At 63.6% G+C, this 15356-nt stretch carries 15 protein-coding genes and 1 pseudogene; 11 read left to right on the plus strand and 5 right to left on the minus strand.

The window, feature by feature from the left end:
• The first annotated feature begins 7 nt into the window (after window positions 1–7).
• The 9 genes and pseudogenes from ASG79_RS03835 to ASG79_RS03870 all read left to right on the plus strand — a co-directional run bounded on the left by ASG79_RS03835 (window position 8) and on the right by ASG79_RS03870 (window position 7729).
• Window positions 8–1336: an AAA family ATPase gene (locus ASG79_RS03835; RefSeq protein ID WP_082581656.1), complete on the plus strand. Its 1329-nt coding sequence runs from the start codon at window positions 8–10 to the stop codon at window positions 1334–1336.
• Entirely contained in the window at window positions 1333–1959 is a 627-nt protein-coding gene (locus ASG79_RS22960; RefSeq protein ID WP_082581657.1) for an HNH endonuclease, read from the plus strand. Before ASG79_RS03835 ends, ASG79_RS22960 begins: the two co-directional genes overlap by 4 nt.
• 1106 nt (window positions 1960–3065) lie before the next feature.
• A complete protein-coding gene (locus tag ASG79_RS03840) occupies window positions 3066–4271 on the plus strand; it encodes an MFS transporter (protein ID WP_056388538.1) in 1206 nt (401 codons plus the stop codon).
• Between the two features lie 55 nt (window positions 4272–4326).
• Window positions 4327–4869, plus strand: coding sequence for a cyclophilin-like fold protein (locus ASG79_RS03845; RefSeq protein WP_056388539.1), 543 nt, complete (start codon window positions 4327–4329; stop codon window positions 4867–4869).
• A 57-nt stretch (window positions 4870–4926) separates the two neighbouring features.
• Window positions 4927–5811: pseudogene (locus tag ASG79_RS03850) on the plus strand (alcohol dehydrogenase catalytic domain-containing protein).
• A gap of 215 nt (window positions 5812–6026) precedes the next feature.
• Window positions 6027–6329 carry a carboxymuconolactone decarboxylase family protein gene (locus ASG79_RS03855; RefSeq protein ID WP_156400152.1) on the plus strand — a complete coding sequence of 101 codons (303 nt, stop codon included), beginning with the start codon at window positions 6027–6029 and terminating at the stop codon, window positions 6327–6329.
• On the plus strand, window positions 6319–6516 hold the full coding sequence (locus ASG79_RS03860; protein ID WP_321165350.1) for a hypothetical protein: 198 nt from the start codon (window positions 6319–6321) through the stop codon (window positions 6514–6516). Before ASG79_RS03855 ends, ASG79_RS03860 begins: the two co-directional genes overlap by 11 nt.
• 110 nt (window positions 6517–6626) lie before the next feature.
• Complete coding sequence (locus ASG79_RS03865) at window positions 6627–7010, plus strand: DUF2255 family protein (protein WP_056388540.1); 384 nt, start codon at window positions 6627–6629, stop codon at window positions 7008–7010.
• Window positions 7011–7039: 29 nt separating this feature from the next.
• Window positions 7040–7729: an NADPH-dependent F420 reductase gene (locus tag ASG79_RS03870; protein ID WP_056388541.1), complete on the plus strand. Its 690-nt coding sequence runs from the start codon at window positions 7040–7042 to the stop codon at window positions 7727–7729.
• 272 nt (window positions 7730–8001) lie between these two features.
• On the opposite strand, the gene ASG79_RS03875 is transcribed toward ASG79_RS03870, so the two are convergent.
• Window positions 8002–8859 carry an aldo/keto reductase gene (locus ASG79_RS03875; RefSeq protein WP_056388544.1) on the minus strand — a complete coding sequence of 286 codons (858 nt, stop codon included), beginning with the start codon at window positions 8857–8859 and terminating at the stop codon, window positions 8002–8004.
• A 99-nt stretch (window positions 8860–8958) separates the two neighbouring features.
• Window positions 8959–10071 (minus strand): alpha/beta hydrolase, encoded by a 1113-nt coding sequence (locus ASG79_RS03880; RefSeq protein WP_056388545.1) that lies wholly within the window; start codon window positions 10069–10071, stop codon window positions 8959–8961.
• Window positions 10072–10361: 290 nt separating this feature from the next.
• Here ASG79_RS03880 and ASG79_RS23995 point away from each other — a divergent pair, with 290 nt between their 5' ends.
• Window positions 10362–10592, plus strand: coding sequence for a cyclophilin-like fold protein (locus ASG79_RS23995; protein ID WP_235509726.1), 231 nt, complete (start codon window positions 10362–10364; stop codon window positions 10590–10592).
• Between the two features lie 98 nt (window positions 10593–10690).
• A complete protein-coding gene (locus ASG79_RS03890; protein WP_056388548.1) occupies window positions 10691–11713 on the plus strand; it encodes an SDR family NAD(P)-dependent oxidoreductase in 1023 nt (340 codons plus the stop codon).
• Between the two features lie 333 nt (window positions 11714–12046).
• Here ASG79_RS03890 and ASG79_RS03895 read toward each other — a convergent pair whose 3' ends face one another.
• From ASG79_RS03895 to ASG79_RS03910, 3 genes are all read right to left on the minus strand, one after another.
• A complete protein-coding gene (locus ASG79_RS03895; protein ID WP_056388550.1) occupies window positions 12047–12814 on the minus strand; it encodes an SDR family NAD(P)-dependent oxidoreductase in 768 nt (255 codons plus the stop codon).
• A gap of 632 nt (window positions 12815–13446) precedes the next feature.
• The gene (locus ASG79_RS03905) at window positions 13447–14112 is read right to left on the minus strand and encodes an SDR family NAD(P)-dependent oxidoreductase (protein WP_056388553.1); all 666 of its coding nucleotides are present in this window, start codon (window positions 14110–14112) and stop codon (window positions 13447–13449) included.
• Window positions 14113–14420: 308 nt separating this feature from the next.
• The gene (locus ASG79_RS03910; RefSeq protein WP_056388555.1) at window positions 14421–15311 is read right to left on the minus strand and encodes a helix-turn-helix transcriptional regulator; all 891 of its coding nucleotides are present in this window, start codon (window positions 15309–15311) and stop codon (window positions 14421–14423) included.
• Window positions 15312–15356: the final 45 nt, after the last annotated feature.

Consider the following 15356-nt stretch of genomic DNA (forward strand, 5'->3'; position numbering starts at 1 on the left):
TCAGAGCATGGCAACAGCGGGCTCTCCTCGGTACAGCGACCCAACATCCTTTAAACACCTAAGGGTCGAGCCTTGGCGCCAGTTCAATTCGATGGACTTGGATCTCAGCAAAACCCTGACGATCTTCACGGGCACAAACGGGACCGGAAAGACAACTTTATTGACGCTGATCGGGGTTCACTTCGACTGGCAGGCCCAACTGATTGGCACGCCTGTTTTAGACGAAGAAGGGCACCTGAGCTTCAAACTTGGCTCGGACATACTGTTCGAAGTCAAGCAGCCTCAACTGCATGGTATCGGTGCGCCCAGCTTCCCCCCGCCTCCTTACTACACACAACCAACATCGAAAATCGGATCAGTCGAGTATGAGAATGGCGTAGAAACAAATCTTCTCGTTCCCGAGGGTATGAGCCCGCAGTTCTCGGTTCAATACGAGAGACAACAAACCGTCGATGGCCTCTACCTTAACTCACATCGCAGCATAAGCGCCTATCAAACCGTTGCGACCATCCCTGCACGGTTCTCTCGGGCGGAAGAATTGCTCGCATCTTTTTATAACGAGATTCGATCTCGATTTTTCGGGACCAGTTCCCAACGAACCAGCATGTTGATAATGAAAGAGTCACTACTGGCCGCGGCTATCTATGGGGAGGGCAACTCCTCCGTAGTTCCAGATGAAGAAGCAAAACAGATTTGGGATGGGTTCCAGGAGACGCTTCGGCTTCTGCTTCCTATGGAAATCGGTTTTCTTCGCCTCAAAGCATCGCCTCCTGAGGTACTCTTGGAGACGGAAACAGGAGACTTTACCGTCGATGCCTTATCTGGTGGCCTAAGAGCAATATTTGAACTTGCTTGGCAAATTTTCCTTCGCTCGCATGCGACCGAGCAGTTCACAGTTTGCCTCGACGAGCCGGAGAATCACCTCCATCCCTCGCTACAGCGGTCCCTAATGCCAAGTCTCATGCGCGCTTTTCCGAAGGTTAAATTTATAGTCGCCACTCACAGTCCTTTTGTGGTTAACTCAACCACCGAAGCCAATGTTTATGCCTTGACCTATGACGAATCAAAGCGCGTAAACGCTAACTTGCTTGACCTCTCGAATTCCGGCTTGTCAGCTGAAGATACTCTCCGAGACGCTTTAGGCGTAGGAAGCACTCTGCCGATCTGGGCGGAGGACCGGTTCAACGCCATTCTTTCAGCGTTTACGTCGGCAGAGCCAACAACCGAGACCGTCGACGCGTTGCGACGGGCGCTGTTTGATGCGGGGCTGGCGTCCGAGATGCCGTTGGCGGTAGAGACGCTTGTGAACCAAGTCGGGACCGAACGGAATCAATGAGGGCTCTGAAGAAGCTTCCAGCACCAGAAGTTCTAGTTGCTAACCAACAAGTTTGGACCGAAAGGTACTTAGCAGCGAAAGAAGCGAAGGCGAAGCTGCCCAACGTTTGGGGTCATGATCAGATTCGTGACGCGCTTGAGCGTGAGACCGACAGTCGATGCGCGTACTGCGATAGTCACATGAGCCAAGTAACCTATGCTCATATTGAGCACTACAAGCCGCGCTCTACTTACCCTGAGCTTGTCGTCGACTGGGATAATTTGACTGTTGCTTGCCCCAGGTGCAATTCCTCAAAAAGTGACACCTTCAGCGAGGATCTTCCTTTTATAACTCCTTTCAGTGACATACCCGACGATCATTTTGTGTTTTTCGGTGATCTAGTTCTTTCCCCAGCCAGTCAACGCGGTGAGTATACGATCCAGGTTCTTGGGCTGAACCACGAAGACCTTGTGGCCGCCCGGAGGAGGCGACTCCAAAGCATCATTCAATTGGCAAAGGCTTGGTTCGACGCTCCCGAACTTCTCAAGCCTGGCGTTTTGGGCGAGATTCGTCGACAGCTTGATGAGGGCGAATATGTGGCATCAGTCAGGTCTCTCCTACAAAGCCTCAAAATCCCACTCTAGACACTTGGCATTTTCTCGAGGAATTGGTCTTTTCATATAAGATGCCGCCGTCGTCCCTCAAACAGCTACGCAGCCTGTCTGTACGTATATGCGAGGATGTAGGCAATTTCGTTCCAAGTCGCTCCGTCTGCGCATTCTTCCGCGTGACTAGCGGTTTGATGATCTGGGCGTTTGTCTTTGAGTTCGGCAAGAGCATCGAGGGGCGGATCGTTCTTGGGCCATGCTGAAGGCAGCTTCACGGGTGCGCCGCGGGGCGATGCTATGGACTACTTTCCCAGTTGACGAAATCTCAATTATCGGCGCTTAAAACAGTCGGGGGAGCGCTTCCGGAAGGGGCTGTTTCCGGCCCGTCATGGCACGAGTTGGCCGGGATCATGACCGGCGAAACCGAATTCTCGGTGCAGCGAGTTTCAATGGGTGCCTGGGCAACAGATCGTGATGCAGATCAGTTCGGCATCGCTATTGGATTGCCCCTCACTTTTCTTTCCCGTCTGACGACCATGCCAGCGGGAAAGCCTGTAGATCGAACTTTCACACGAGTCAATCCACTCCGTATGCTTGCCTCTGAACAATTCAAAGTGCGGGTCTCCGGGACGCCTGACAGTACGATGTAGTCGGAGCTAGGCCCCAGGCACGTGTGCTTATCTTTGTCAATGGCCATCAGATTCTGCCCAGGGGCGGCCAGTTGATGGCCCGTAAAACTGCCTGATAACAAGGATGCCGCACCGACGCTCCATCCCTGCCAGCTCTCGCCCAGTTCTTCTGTTCCACATGGGCGCCATCTAGTACTCGCCGCTGACGTCGGCGAGTGTCGCAACCTCCGTGCGGCGAAACCCGGCAACGAGTCTGTTCGTCCCGGCGGGAAGTCCGGCGTGTTCGGGGGTGACCTTTGCGCGGCACGACATCAGAAACTCGCGTACCTCGGCTTTGTTGTCTAGGCCACCAGAAGAACTCCGGGGGGTCCCCGCTGGTACACCCCTTGACAGAGACTCCCCGCCGGGATGGTTCGCGTGTTGACTGGATAAGGACTCATCAGCGGCATGACCTGGACAAGGTTTTCGACCTCATCCTCTCCGCTAATTGCCGCTTAACTCTATAAGGAATTTATGACCACCCTTACAACCGTTCCGGCGCCAGCCCCGGAATCGACTGAGAAGCCGAAACGGCTGCCGCTCGCCACCCTGTCGGCGCTTGCCGTTATCGGCTTCGTCCTCGTCGCGATGGAGACCATGCCGGCCGGGCTGCTGCCGATTATCGCCACGGGCATGGGGACGAGCGAAGGCACGGTCGGACTGTTCGTAAGCGCCTATGCCCTCGGCACGGTGCTTATCACGATCCCAGCCATCACCCTTACCCGGGGCATGCGCCGCAAGCCGTTGCTCCTCGGTGCGATCCTCGGCCTCATCCTGGCCAACAGCACAACCGCCCTCTCCAGCGACGTGACCTTGTCACTGGTATCGCGTTTCGTCGCCGGCGCGTTCTCGGGAATCATCTGGGGGATGCTGGCCGCCTACGGCCGGAAGATCAGCCCACCCTCCCGTGCAGGCCTGTCACTGGCGATCGTCTCCGTCGGGGCACCCGTCGGATTCGCTCTCGGCACGCCACTGGGGGCCTGGCTCGGGACAACATTCGACTGGCGCTGGGCCTTCGCCGGACTCACCGCCGTGGCCGTGATCGCCGGTGTATCCATCGCTGTAATCGCACCCGATGCCAACGGCCAGCCCGGAACGTCCCGGCTTCCCCTGGCCCGGGTTTTCCGGATCCCCGGAATCGCCGTGATCCTGGCCGTCATCTTCACCTGGATGCTGGCCCACAACACCATCTACACCTACATCGCCCCCTACCTGCGGACCACCAGCAGCGGCCTCACCGCCGACGTCGAACTCTTCATCTTCGGAGTCTCCTCGATCGCCGGAATCATCATCACCGGCGCCCTCCTGGATCGTCACCCCCGCCCGCTGCTGCACGGAAGCGTCGCCCTGTTCATTGCAGCCGCGGTGGTGCTGCTGGTCGGCCATACATCGGCCCCGGCGATCATCGCCGCGACCGTCCTGTGGGGGATCACTTTCGGCGGGGCCGCCGCCCAGCTCCAAGCCGCCCTCACCACTACCGGGGGCGCGGACTCCGACGTCGCGAACTCGTTCCTGCCGGTGGCGTTCAACCTCGCCATCTTCACCGCCGGCATCCTCGGCGCGGCCCTGCTGACGAATTTCAGCGGCTTGATCCTGGCGGTCGTGATGATCGTCGCCGGCCTAGCCGCGCTCATGCTGACCTTCTACGGGCGCCGCACCGCATTCCCGGGCCGCCTCTAGCAACATCGACTGGGCCGCGGATTCGCCCTCCGCCATCCCCGGAAAGGATCTACCTATGAACAATCGCAACCGCCTTTTCAAGGGAAAAGCCTTGCGTCCAGGCATCGCTGCGCCTGCGATGATCCTAATCGCCATCGCTATGGCTGCATGCAGCTACAACCCCGGCGGCAACGCTGACGCAGGGCTGCCCTCACCGGACTCACCGGCAAGCAATCCGACTCCTGCCCCGCCCGCACCGTCCACCACCACGCCGATTGTCATCGAGCTCCAGGGCCAGAGGATTGCAGGCGAACTCGACGGCAGCGCCGCATCAGCGTCGCTTCTGGCCCAGCTTCCCCTGACCCTGAAGTTCAGGGACCACGGCGGCCAGGAAAAGCTGTCTCAACTACCGGCCGCCCTGGACCTCAGCGGCGCACCAGTGGGAAGCGATGCCGCGCCGCTGATGGTCGGGTACTACGCCCCTGATCAAAGCCTTGTCCTTTACTACCGGCACGTCGGCTACTTCAATGGGATTGTGCCCATCGGCACCTACGAAAACACCGAAGCCATCGAAAACCGGGTGGACGGATTCGCCGCCACCATACGCAAAGCCGGGTGACCGGCGCAGCCGACCTGGCGCTTCCAACGGCCCGACCGCCATTGCTCAGGGGATATTATGAAGGCAACCTATATGTTCGGCCCCGGTGACGTCCGCATCATCGAGGCCCACGACCCGGAGCTCATAGACACCACAGACGCAGTCGTCCGGATCGTCCGGCCATGCGTCTGCGGATCCGACCTGCACCCGTATCACAGCATGGACAGCACCCCCGAGGGCGTGTCCATGGGGCACGTGTTCATCGGCGTCATCGAGGAAATCGGATCCGACGTGCGCACCCTCACACCGGGCGACCTCGTTATCGCCCCCCCCTTCGCGTACTCGGACGGAACCTGCGAATTCTGCCGTGACGGGCCCCACACCTCGTGCCTGCACGGAGGTTTTTGGGATGCACCCGGAATGGGCGGCGGCCAAGCCGAAGCTACCCGGGGTTCCTTACGCCGAGGGGAGCCTCGTGAAAGTACCCGGCGTCGATGAGAACGAACCCAGCATTTTAATGGGACGCCACAAGTCCCGCACCGACCTCGGCATCGAGTTCGGCGCCACCGACATCGTCGCCGAACGCGGCGAGGATGGTATCGCGAAGGTCCGGGAGCTCGCCGGCGGTCATGGGGTTCGGAAGGTGCTCGAGGCGGTCAGGCACCTGCCAGCCTACGAGCAGGCATACGGCATCGTCCGGCCAGCTGGAATCGTCAGCCGCGTCGACGTTCCCCAATGCGAAGAAGCCCCCGTCGGCTTCGGCAGCCTCTCGGCGGTAAACATCACCCTCACCGGCGGCCCGGCACCCGTACGCTCCTACGTCGAACAGCGGATGCCACCAATCCTTGACGCCACCATGAACCCCGCAAAGTCTTCGACCGCACCGTCGGTCTCGACGAGGTCCCGGACCCCTACCGCGCCATGGACGACCGCGAAGCCCTGAAAGTGCTGATCGCGCTCTAACCAAACAAGCGATCGGAGGCTTTACCGCGGAGAACTGCCGCCCCGTAAGCGAGGCCGGACCTGCACAGCGCCAGGAGCGGTGTCGCAGCGAGCCATCGTCCTGCTCGGCCACGAGAGCCAATGACCCGGCTGCAGCCGTCAGCTGCTGCAGTACGCCTACCGAAAGAAGGAAACCCATGACTGACTAGCCCAAGCAGATCGGCGGCGGCCGGAAGATGTTCGGCGACTTCGCTCCGAAGCTTGCAGAGCTCACCGACGACCCGCTCTTTGATGACGTCTGGAACCGGGCCGAACTGAGCGCACGCGATCGCAGCCTCATCACCGTTGCCGTGCTCACCGCCGGAGGGAACACCGAGCAGCTGGGTCACCACCTGGGCCGCGCCGTCGAAAAGGGTGTGACCCGGGAAGAGCTGATCGAAGCCATCACGCATGTCACGCTTTACGCCGGCTGGCCCAAGGGGATGTCCGCGATGGGCGTCGCCAAGCAACTCTTCACGGACAACAAGTATGGACATTGAACCCACCGCGCCGACCACCAAGAACCCTGCAGCCCAGTTCGCCCGCGAGGTCCGGCTCGACCCGATCGCGCTGCCCCACGAGAGCGACCAGACGATGTACGTCGCCACAGTCCGTTTCGCCTGGGGGCACGGACAGCCTGGCACTCCCACGAACACAGCCAGTATTTGCGCGTCGCCCAGGGTGTAGGCGTCTTGGTACGTGGGACGGAAAAATCATCGAAGTCCATATGGAAGAGCAAGATGAGCCCGGCGAAACGCCCGCCCGAGGCGCGTCGCGCGCTGAGAGGAAGAACATTTATGGCCGATTGGCCGACGGACACCATCGACAGGATTGCCGCCACCGACGACCTCCACATCGCCCCTTACCGTGCCGACGGGAAGATGACCGGGACACTCACCTGGATCTGGTCAGTTACTGTCGACGGACGCCTTTTTCTCCGGGCATGGAACGGGGTGAACGGCCGCTGGTACCGCGCCGCGATCGCACAGCGGGCCGGGAGGATCACCGCTGCTGGCGACGAACATATGGTCGCCTTCGCCGCGGTCCACGACCCGGAGTTGAACGACCGCATTGACCAGGCGTACCGGGAGAAGTACGCGGGTAGCGCCTATCTGCCGCCGATGCTCGCCGCTAGACCGAAGGCTGCCACTGTCGAGATCACCCGGCGCGACGCACTGTGAATCACTACCGCATAAGGGAGCACAACAGCATGAAGATTGCAGTCCTCGGGACAGGCCAGGTTGGCCGCATTCTCGCCGGCCGGCTCGCCGGGCTCGGCCACGATGTAGTCATCGGCACACGCGACCCCGACGCCACCCTCGCACGGTTCGACCCTGATGGCATGGGCAGGCCTCCCTACGCACAGTGGAACGCCGAGCACCCCGAGGTGCGACTGCTCGCCTTCCCGGACGCCGGCGCCCACGGCGAGGTCGTCCTGAACGCCACCAATGGGCGCAACGCGCTGGCTGCCCTGGATGCCGTCGGAGCGGAGCATCTCGCCGGCAAGGTCCTGCTCGACCTCGCGCTGCCGCTGGACCTGTCACAGGGGTTCCCGCCCGAGATGACGATCGCCAACACCGACAGCCTCGGCGAACGAACCCAGACCGCATTCCCCGACTCGAAGGTCGTCAAGTCGCTCACCACCGTGTACTGCGAAGTCATGGTCGACCCTACCCGGGTCCCCGGCCAGCACAGCATCTTCGTCGCAGGGAACGACAATGCGGCGAAGGAGACCGTCGCTGGACTGCTTCAGCAGTTCGGCTGGTCCGCTGATTCGGTCCTGGACCTCGGTGACATTAGCGGAGCCCGCGGAGCGGAGATGTACTCCCGGCTGTTCTTTGAGCTCTATAACCGCTTCGGCACCTTCGACTTCAACATCAACGTCGTCCGCAGACGCTGACCACCAACGAAAAGAAACACTTTGGACAGCAATGCCTTCCTGCCCAGCGTCGGCCAGACATGCCTCACAGATCTCGGTCAGACACCCCCTGGGCCATTTCACCGTCGAGATCACATTTGAGACCGAGACGTGCGCGAGCTTCCTCGTCACCAGAGTTGGTCCAGCTGCAGGGGCACCTGGACCGGCGTGCGCTGAGCCGGGGATGCGCTGAAACGCGGTGATGCCCCCGAGGGATCCCTGGGGGCATCACCGCGTGAGCTATGGGGTGCGGCCTATTTGCCGCTGTAGACGGGGAAGGCGCTGTGCTCGCCGTAGTCCACGTCGCGAAGGCCGCGCAGTGCATCCATGTCCGCCTCAGAGATCTCGAAGGTGACCTCGGCGTTGGAGCGCATGTGCTCCGGGTTCGCGGTCTTCGGCAGCGACACGGTGCCGAGCTGCAGGGTGTAGCGGATGCACAGCTGCGGCACGGTCACGCTGTACTTCTCGGCCAGGGCCTTCACGTCGGGGTTCTTCAGGATCGCGCCGTGTCCGATTGGCGAGTACGCCTCGACGAGGATGCCCTTGCCCTCGCAGTAGGACAAAAGATCGGAGGGCGTATTGCCTGCGTGCACGAGCAGCTGGTTGACGTGCGGCACGACGGCCGCGGTCTCGAGCAGGCTGTCCAGGTCCTCCTGCAGGAAGTTGGACACGCCGATCGAGCGGATCTTACCTGCCTGGTGGGCCTCTTCAAGAGCGCGCCATGCCTGGCGGTTGCCGTCGGCGTAGTCGCCGCCGCGGAAGTCGTTCCACGGCTGCGGGCTGTGGATGAGCATCAGGTCGATGTAATCCAGTCCCAGCGCCTCCAGGGACCCCTCGATCGAGGTGACCGCGGCGTCGTGGTCCTTGATCTCCGCGGCCAGTTTGGTCGAAACGAACAGCTCGTCGCGGGCGACGCCGGAATTGCGCACGCCTTCTCCGACGCCGTGCTCGTTGCCGTAGGCCTGAGCGGTGTCGATGTTGCGGTAGCCGATTCCGGCCGCCGCCTTCACTGCGTCTGCGGCCAAGGCGTCGTCGATGAACCAGGTGCCGAGTCCCAGCTTTGGGATCTCGACCCCGTTGGACAGTGTGTAGTTCTCGTTCAGGATGGTCATGCGTACCTCTCCATTCTTCTTCTGTTGTGATCGTGCAACCCTTCCCGATGGCGGGTACCCGCCGATGGCGCAGTACCCGTTCATCGTGGGCGGGACAGGTCAGAGGTTCTGGTCGAAGAACCCCGTCAGCCTGCTCCAGGGGATCAGGTCAACCTTGTCGTAGAGGTCCACGTGTCCGGCACCGGGGACGATGTGCAGTTCCTTTGGCTCTGGGGCCTGCTCGTACGCGTCTTCAGTGTAGTAGCGGGAGTGCGCCTTCTCGCCGGCGACGAACAGGAGGGGCCGCGGGGCGGTGAGCTCGATCTGAGCGAGCGGCATGAAGGCCGTGATCGCGCCGAGGCTGGTCAAGCTCAGCGCGTGCGACCGAGGGTGCTGGCCGCGCGGAGTGGCGTAGTATTTGGCGAACTCGTCGGCCGCGGCCTGCTGCGACGGCTTCAGCGGCACAGCGTTGCCACCACCGTAGCGAACCTCGCCGCCCTCGAACTCCGTCCAGCGCTGCTGCGCGGCCTCGGCAAGGGCCTTATGGCGCTCGGCGATGGTGTTCGCCTCGTTGGCGATGGGGGCGTAGCCCTGACCGTCGCGGTAGGCGCGGCCCATGTCGTACATGCTGACCGTGGCCACGGCCTTCAGCCGCGGATCGACCTGCGCGGCGGCCAGGGAGAACCCGCCGCTAGCGCAGACGCCGATCACGCCGATCCGGTCGCGGTCGATGTCCGGGTGGGTGCCGAGGTAGTCCACGGCGGCGCTGAAGTCCTCAAGGAAGGCCTCGAGGGAGGCGATGTTGCGCGGCGTGCCGCCGCTTTCGCCGTTGTAGGAGGCGTCGAAGGCGAGGGTGACGAAGCCGTGCTCGGCCAACGTCTGCGCATACAGGCCGGAGGTCTGCTCCTTGACGCCGCCGAACGGGTGCCCGACGATCAGCGCCCGGGCCCGGCCGCGGACGCCCTGGGGGCTGTATAGGTCGGCGACCAGCTCGATGCCGTAGCGGTTCTTGAACGAGACCTTCGTGTGATCAACGTTCTTGCTGCGCGGGAACGTTTTGTCCCACTTGCTGTTCCACTGGCGCTTGACCTCGGCGTGAGCGGCGGTGCCGCCCACCGCGGTGAGCGTCCCGGTCGCCACGGCGGCTCCGGTCAGCTTCAGCAGGTGACGGCGCTGCAGGCCGCGGCCGGTCTGCTCGGCGCTCATCGGTTCACGGGACTCTGTCGAGGTCATGGTTGGCCTTTCTGGGTTCGTGGACGTCGATGCGCCGCGGCGTCGTCGATGCAGCACTCCGTCCGATCCGGGAAGAATGGGGCCTTCCCGGCTCTGTCTTTTGACACATCCATGGAACCCCACCGATTCGCCGCAGCGGGAGTCCCTCTTGGTACCCCCCACGACAGGGACTCCCGCACCGTCAATTCTCCGTGTTGCATTAATGGAAGTACTCCTCGGACCGACCCGGAAGGCCCTCCACGATTCGACTGCCCAGAACAACCGCCGACGAAGCGGTCGTCGAGGTCGTCATCGACGAGGACAACCCCACGACCCGCTCGTTCCTCGCGACGCTGCCGGTGACCCTGGCGTTCTCCGACTACGGCGGCAAGGAGAAGGTCGCGACCCCGACCGGGGAGGGGGACTTCACCGACGCCGAGGGAGATCAGATCCAAGAGTCGGGCAGCTCTTCTCCTCCAAGCCGCCGGGCAACTTCGGGTTCTTCGACAACTCCGACGGGAACACCGTCTCGCACGACCTGACCAGGATCGGTAAGACCGAGGACATCGACCAGATCGAACTGCTGGACGTGCAGAAGGTCACCTTCCCCCGCGCCGGCTGAACAAAGGAAACGACGAGAATGAAGCTCACCACGACTCCTCTGACCAGGCGCAGCCTCCTGCTAACCGGAGCGGCGCTTGGCACAGTGGCCCTGGCCGCCTGCACCAGCGCTCCCCCGCAGGGCGCCTCGACGCCTGCGCCGACAGGAACCGGACCTGGTCGCCCCGGGACCTCCGGAAACGTCGTCCGGGCCCAGGGTGGCCTGTACGGCGTCGGTGTGTACAACACCCGGCAAGTCGCCGACGAGCTGGTGTGGATCGCCGAGAACGTCCAACCGCTCGACGGCGACAGGAAGCGGATCCTCATCACCGGTTCCACCGCCGGTGCCGGGCAGCTCGCCGCTGCCCATCTCCTCAAGCGCGGGCACACGGTCATCGCGCACGCCCGGAACGAGCAGCGCGCCGCCGACGCGCGCCGCGACCTGCCGGGCCTCGAGGACGTGGTGACCGGCGAGCTGCTCGACCTCGACCAGACCAGAGCGCTGGCCGAGCAGATCAACGCCCTCGGCGAGTTCGACGTCATCGTCCACAACGCCGGCGAGTACGGGCTCCCCGACGGCGACCTGCTCAACTCCAACTCCCTCTCGCCGTACCTCCTCACCGCGCTGGTGACCCCGCCGGGGCAGCTGATCTACCTCACCTCGGACCTGCACCTCGGCGGAGGCCTGAGGCTCGACGAGGTGCGCTCGGGCGGCGGCATCGGCTATGGCGACAGCAAGCTGCACATGGCGATGATCGCCACCGCAGCGGCACGACTCTGGCCAGACCGGCAGGTGAACGCCGTCGCACCCGGCTGGATCCCCACCCGGATGGGCTTCCACAACGGGAACACCAGCACCCCCGACAGCCTTCGCGACGGCTACATGACCCAAGTCTGGCTGGCCGAGGGCCTCGAGCCCGGCAGCGACGTCACCGGCGAATTCCTCTTCCACCAGCAGGTCGAGACCCGCGTCAATGAGCTCGTGCACGACACCCAGGCGCAGGACCGGCTGCTGGCCGCCTACGCCGAGCAGACCGGCGTCGCTTTCCCCGCAGAGAGCTGAACTCCAACTTCCAGTCTCGCCAAACGGGAGCCGCGCCGCCCACAGAAAGGATCGGGGACTCTTGAGCGTCTCCACACACCGACCTACCACTCCACCGCTGCCCTCCGGCCACCGCGCGGGGTATCAGCGGGCCCGGCGTCACCATGTTTTTGTGCGCGGGGAAACGTGCTCTGGGCAGCTCAAGATGCTCGTCCAAAACAGGGTCACCCTGTCCCATAGAACCAGATCGACCTTGTCCTAAAGGTCCAGTGCCTAGCTCCAGTGCGGCATGAGGAGCACCGGGGCGAGTCGAGCTTTCCTACTCATGTCGGTGGTGCTTCTCCTCCGGAGCGATCACTGGGCGGTGTGTCCGGCGTCGACAGGCAGGGCGACGCCGGTGACGTAGCTGGCCGCGTCGGAGCACAGCCACAGCACCGCGGCGGCGACCTCCTCGGCGCGGCCCAGCCTCCCCAGCGGTACGCCAGCCGCGGCGGCGCCGCGGTCGAGCTCGGCGTTGGCGGCCATCCGGGCGACCATTGGTGTCTCGATCGTGCCCGGGCAGACGGCGTTGACGCGCACGCCGTGCTTTCCGTACTGCAGGGCGACGCTCTTCGTCTGGCCGATCACGCCGTGCTTGGTTGCGTGGTACGTGGTCCGCCCGTCACCGCCGACGAGCCCGCCCAGAGAGGAGCAATTGACGATAGCACCGGAGCCCTGCTCGCGCATCTGCTTCAGCTCGTGCTTCATCGATGCCCAGACACCTTTGAGGTTGACGGCAACGAGCTTGTCGAAGGCCTCTTCGGACTCATCGGCGGAGTCGACGGGCGGGAGCATGATACCGGCATTGTTGAACGCCATATCCAGCCTGCCGAAAGCATCGACGGTGGCTCGGACCGCGGCAGCGATCTGGTCCTCAGCCGTGACGTCGCAAGGGAAAGCGATGGCCTTCAGCCCCTCCGCGGCGAGTTCATCAGCGAGATGTTGGCTGGACTCGCCGTCCAGGTCGACGATCGCGACGTTCGCGCCCGACTCGGCGAAGGCGCGGACCGTGGCCTGGCCCATGCCGGCGCTACCACCGGTGACGAGGGCGGTCATGCCATTAAAGTCGTAGGTGACGGACATGGTGGTGCTCCTTATTCTTAAGTTCTCCTATGGGGTGGCTGTCCGGTCGGGGGTGTCCCTCCGGTGCAAGCTGTGGGGTCGAACCGCAGGCACTCCCCTCGTCAGGACCGGGCCGGCCTCGACTGACGGGGCCCGCTGCTGGACGGTGTCATCGACCAAGCGGTCGTCATGGGCGACGCCCTCGACGGACGCCAGCCGTAGTTCCGCCGGGCCTGGATGACGTTCGGCTCGTCCCAGCTGTTCTGGCCGAACTCGGAAGCGAACATTCCGCTGTCGATTTCCCCAGGCCAGACCCTGCGGGTTGCGATATCCGTAGCTGTAGACCGGCGAGCCGTTGTGGAAGCGGGCCAACGGAATGCCGTCCGCGACCAGTTCCGCAGTGCCACGCCACCCGAACCGGCTTCGCTGCTCGGCCCGGTACCGCTCGAGCCCGTTCTCGTCGTCGTCAGTGAAATATGCGTATGAGATGCCACCGTGCACAGGGATACCAAGCAGGCCGCCCTCCCCCATTCGCATCGCCCCGACAGCCCTCCCTACGTGATGTGTAGCGCCGTCGCACGCCTGATCAGGGATCCGGCTGGGGTCCCGCTGGCTGTGCAGCACAGAGGTTCTGCGAGTGGCCAGGAACGTCCTCATGCCTCAACCTCACCAACGAAGGAGCGGAACGCGCCGCGGTCGCGGTGTAATAAGAAGATGCGGTCGGCGAGGGCGTCGGGCTCATGGTCGGGATCGCCGCCACCGATGCCGCGCGGGATGATCAATTGCGCGACGTGAATGCCCTCGGACCCAAGGGCGTCATGCAGCATCTGCCCATAGGCGCTCTCAGCGGCGAAAGCCACCGAGGTACCCGCGACTCCGCCGTTCGGACGTACGGCGCTGCCTCCGTTGATGAAGAGGATCGTGCCGCGTCCCAGCTCCCGCAGCACAGGCAAGAGGTGCTGGACAGCGGCGACCGGCCCAAACACGGACTGCTCGATCGGGCCGAGGAGGTCCTCCGCGGTCGTCTCAAGAACCGGCTTCATGAACTCCTTTGCGGGCACCGGACTGTACTGGAGGACCTCGATCGCACCAAGATCGCCGGCCGCTGCGTCGAGGGCAGTGCGCAGGGCTTGCGGGTCGCGGGCGTCGGCTGCGTAGCCGCGCGCTGTGATCCCTTTGCCCGTCAACCCTGCAGCAAGGTCGTCCACGTTAGCTTGGGTGCGAGAGATCAGGGCGACCGAGAAGCCCTCGCGGCCGAAACGGTGGGCCGTCGCCTGCCCCAGTCCGGTGCCGGCTCCGATGATCGCGATCGTGCTCATGATGGGTCCTTCCGTCAGGCTTCAGGGCTTCAGGGGCGGTGGAGTCTGGAGGGCCCGTTTCTGGACCACTCCGCGACGCCGTCCACGTCCTAAACAGTAGGCACTCGACGACTGCAAAGGGAGTCCCTTCGAGTACCTCCATCAGCCGGGATTCCCGCGGGAACAGACGCAATCGCCTTGATCGTGGCGCTCCAGGGGCGCGAGCGTCTCCGGGTCGAAATGGTGTCGAACAGGCCCGTGCTGCCATCGACGCTCCGGCTGATCTTCACAGCCGGAGCTCTCCGGCAAGATGCCTCAGATGGAGGGAGTCAGTGCGCTTCTCGCCGCTGACGGAAGTCCGCTGCCCCGCCGTCCTCGCTGGCGGCCCAGGAGGAGAGCAGCTGCATCCGCTCTGCCGAGGCCGATCCAGGCTCGGCGGCGTAGATCGTCAGGGTCAGGCCGGGCTCGGACTCCAGCTCCATGCCCTCATACGCCAGCGTCATCTCGCCGACGACGGAGTGGTGAAACGTCTTGAAGCCCGTGCCGTGGTTGCGGACATCATGCGCGCCCCAGAGCCTGCGGAACTCCTCGCTCCGGGTCGAGAGCTCTCCGATCAGGTCGTGCAGCTCCTTGTTGCGCGGGTCCCGGCCAGCCTCTGTGCGCAGGATCGACACCGTTATCTCCGCGAATGAGTCCCACGCAGGGTAGAAGTCATAAGAGCGCTGATCCAGGAAGGTGAATCGAGCGATGTTTGGCGGCTGGCCTGGCATGTTGTAGGCGTCCTTGTAGAACGCCCGGCCCAGCGCGTTCGCCGCGAGCAGGTCCATCCGCCCGTTACGCACGAACGCGGGGCCCACGGTGACCGCGTCAAGGGTCCATTGCAGACTCGGGTGGGGGGCCCACCCCTTCGGGCTGCGCCGCCGCGGCGACCGCGCGACCGGGCTGGCTGCGTGCGCAAGGTCGAACAGGTGGGCCCGCTCGGCGTCGTCCAGCAGCAGCGCCGTGGCGATGGACTGCAGGACCTCGGGGGACGCGCCTCTGATCGCGCCGCGCTCCAGCTTGGTGTAGTACTCCACGCTCACGCCGGCGAGAGTCGCCACTTCGCTGCGCCTCAGGCCGTCCACACGACGGTTAGTACCAGCGGGCAGACCGACATCCTTCGGCTCCACCTTGGCCCGTCGGGAGGTCAGGAACGCGCGCACCTCCGCCTTGTTGTCCATGCATTCAACGGTATGCCGACTCCGGGGGTTCGAGGGAGTCCCTCT

Origin of the sequence: Arthrobacter sp. Soil761, from assembly GCF_001428325.1 — a bacterium.
Classification (GTDB): domain Bacteria; phylum Actinomycetota; class Actinomycetes; order Actinomycetales; family Micrococcaceae; genus Arthrobacter.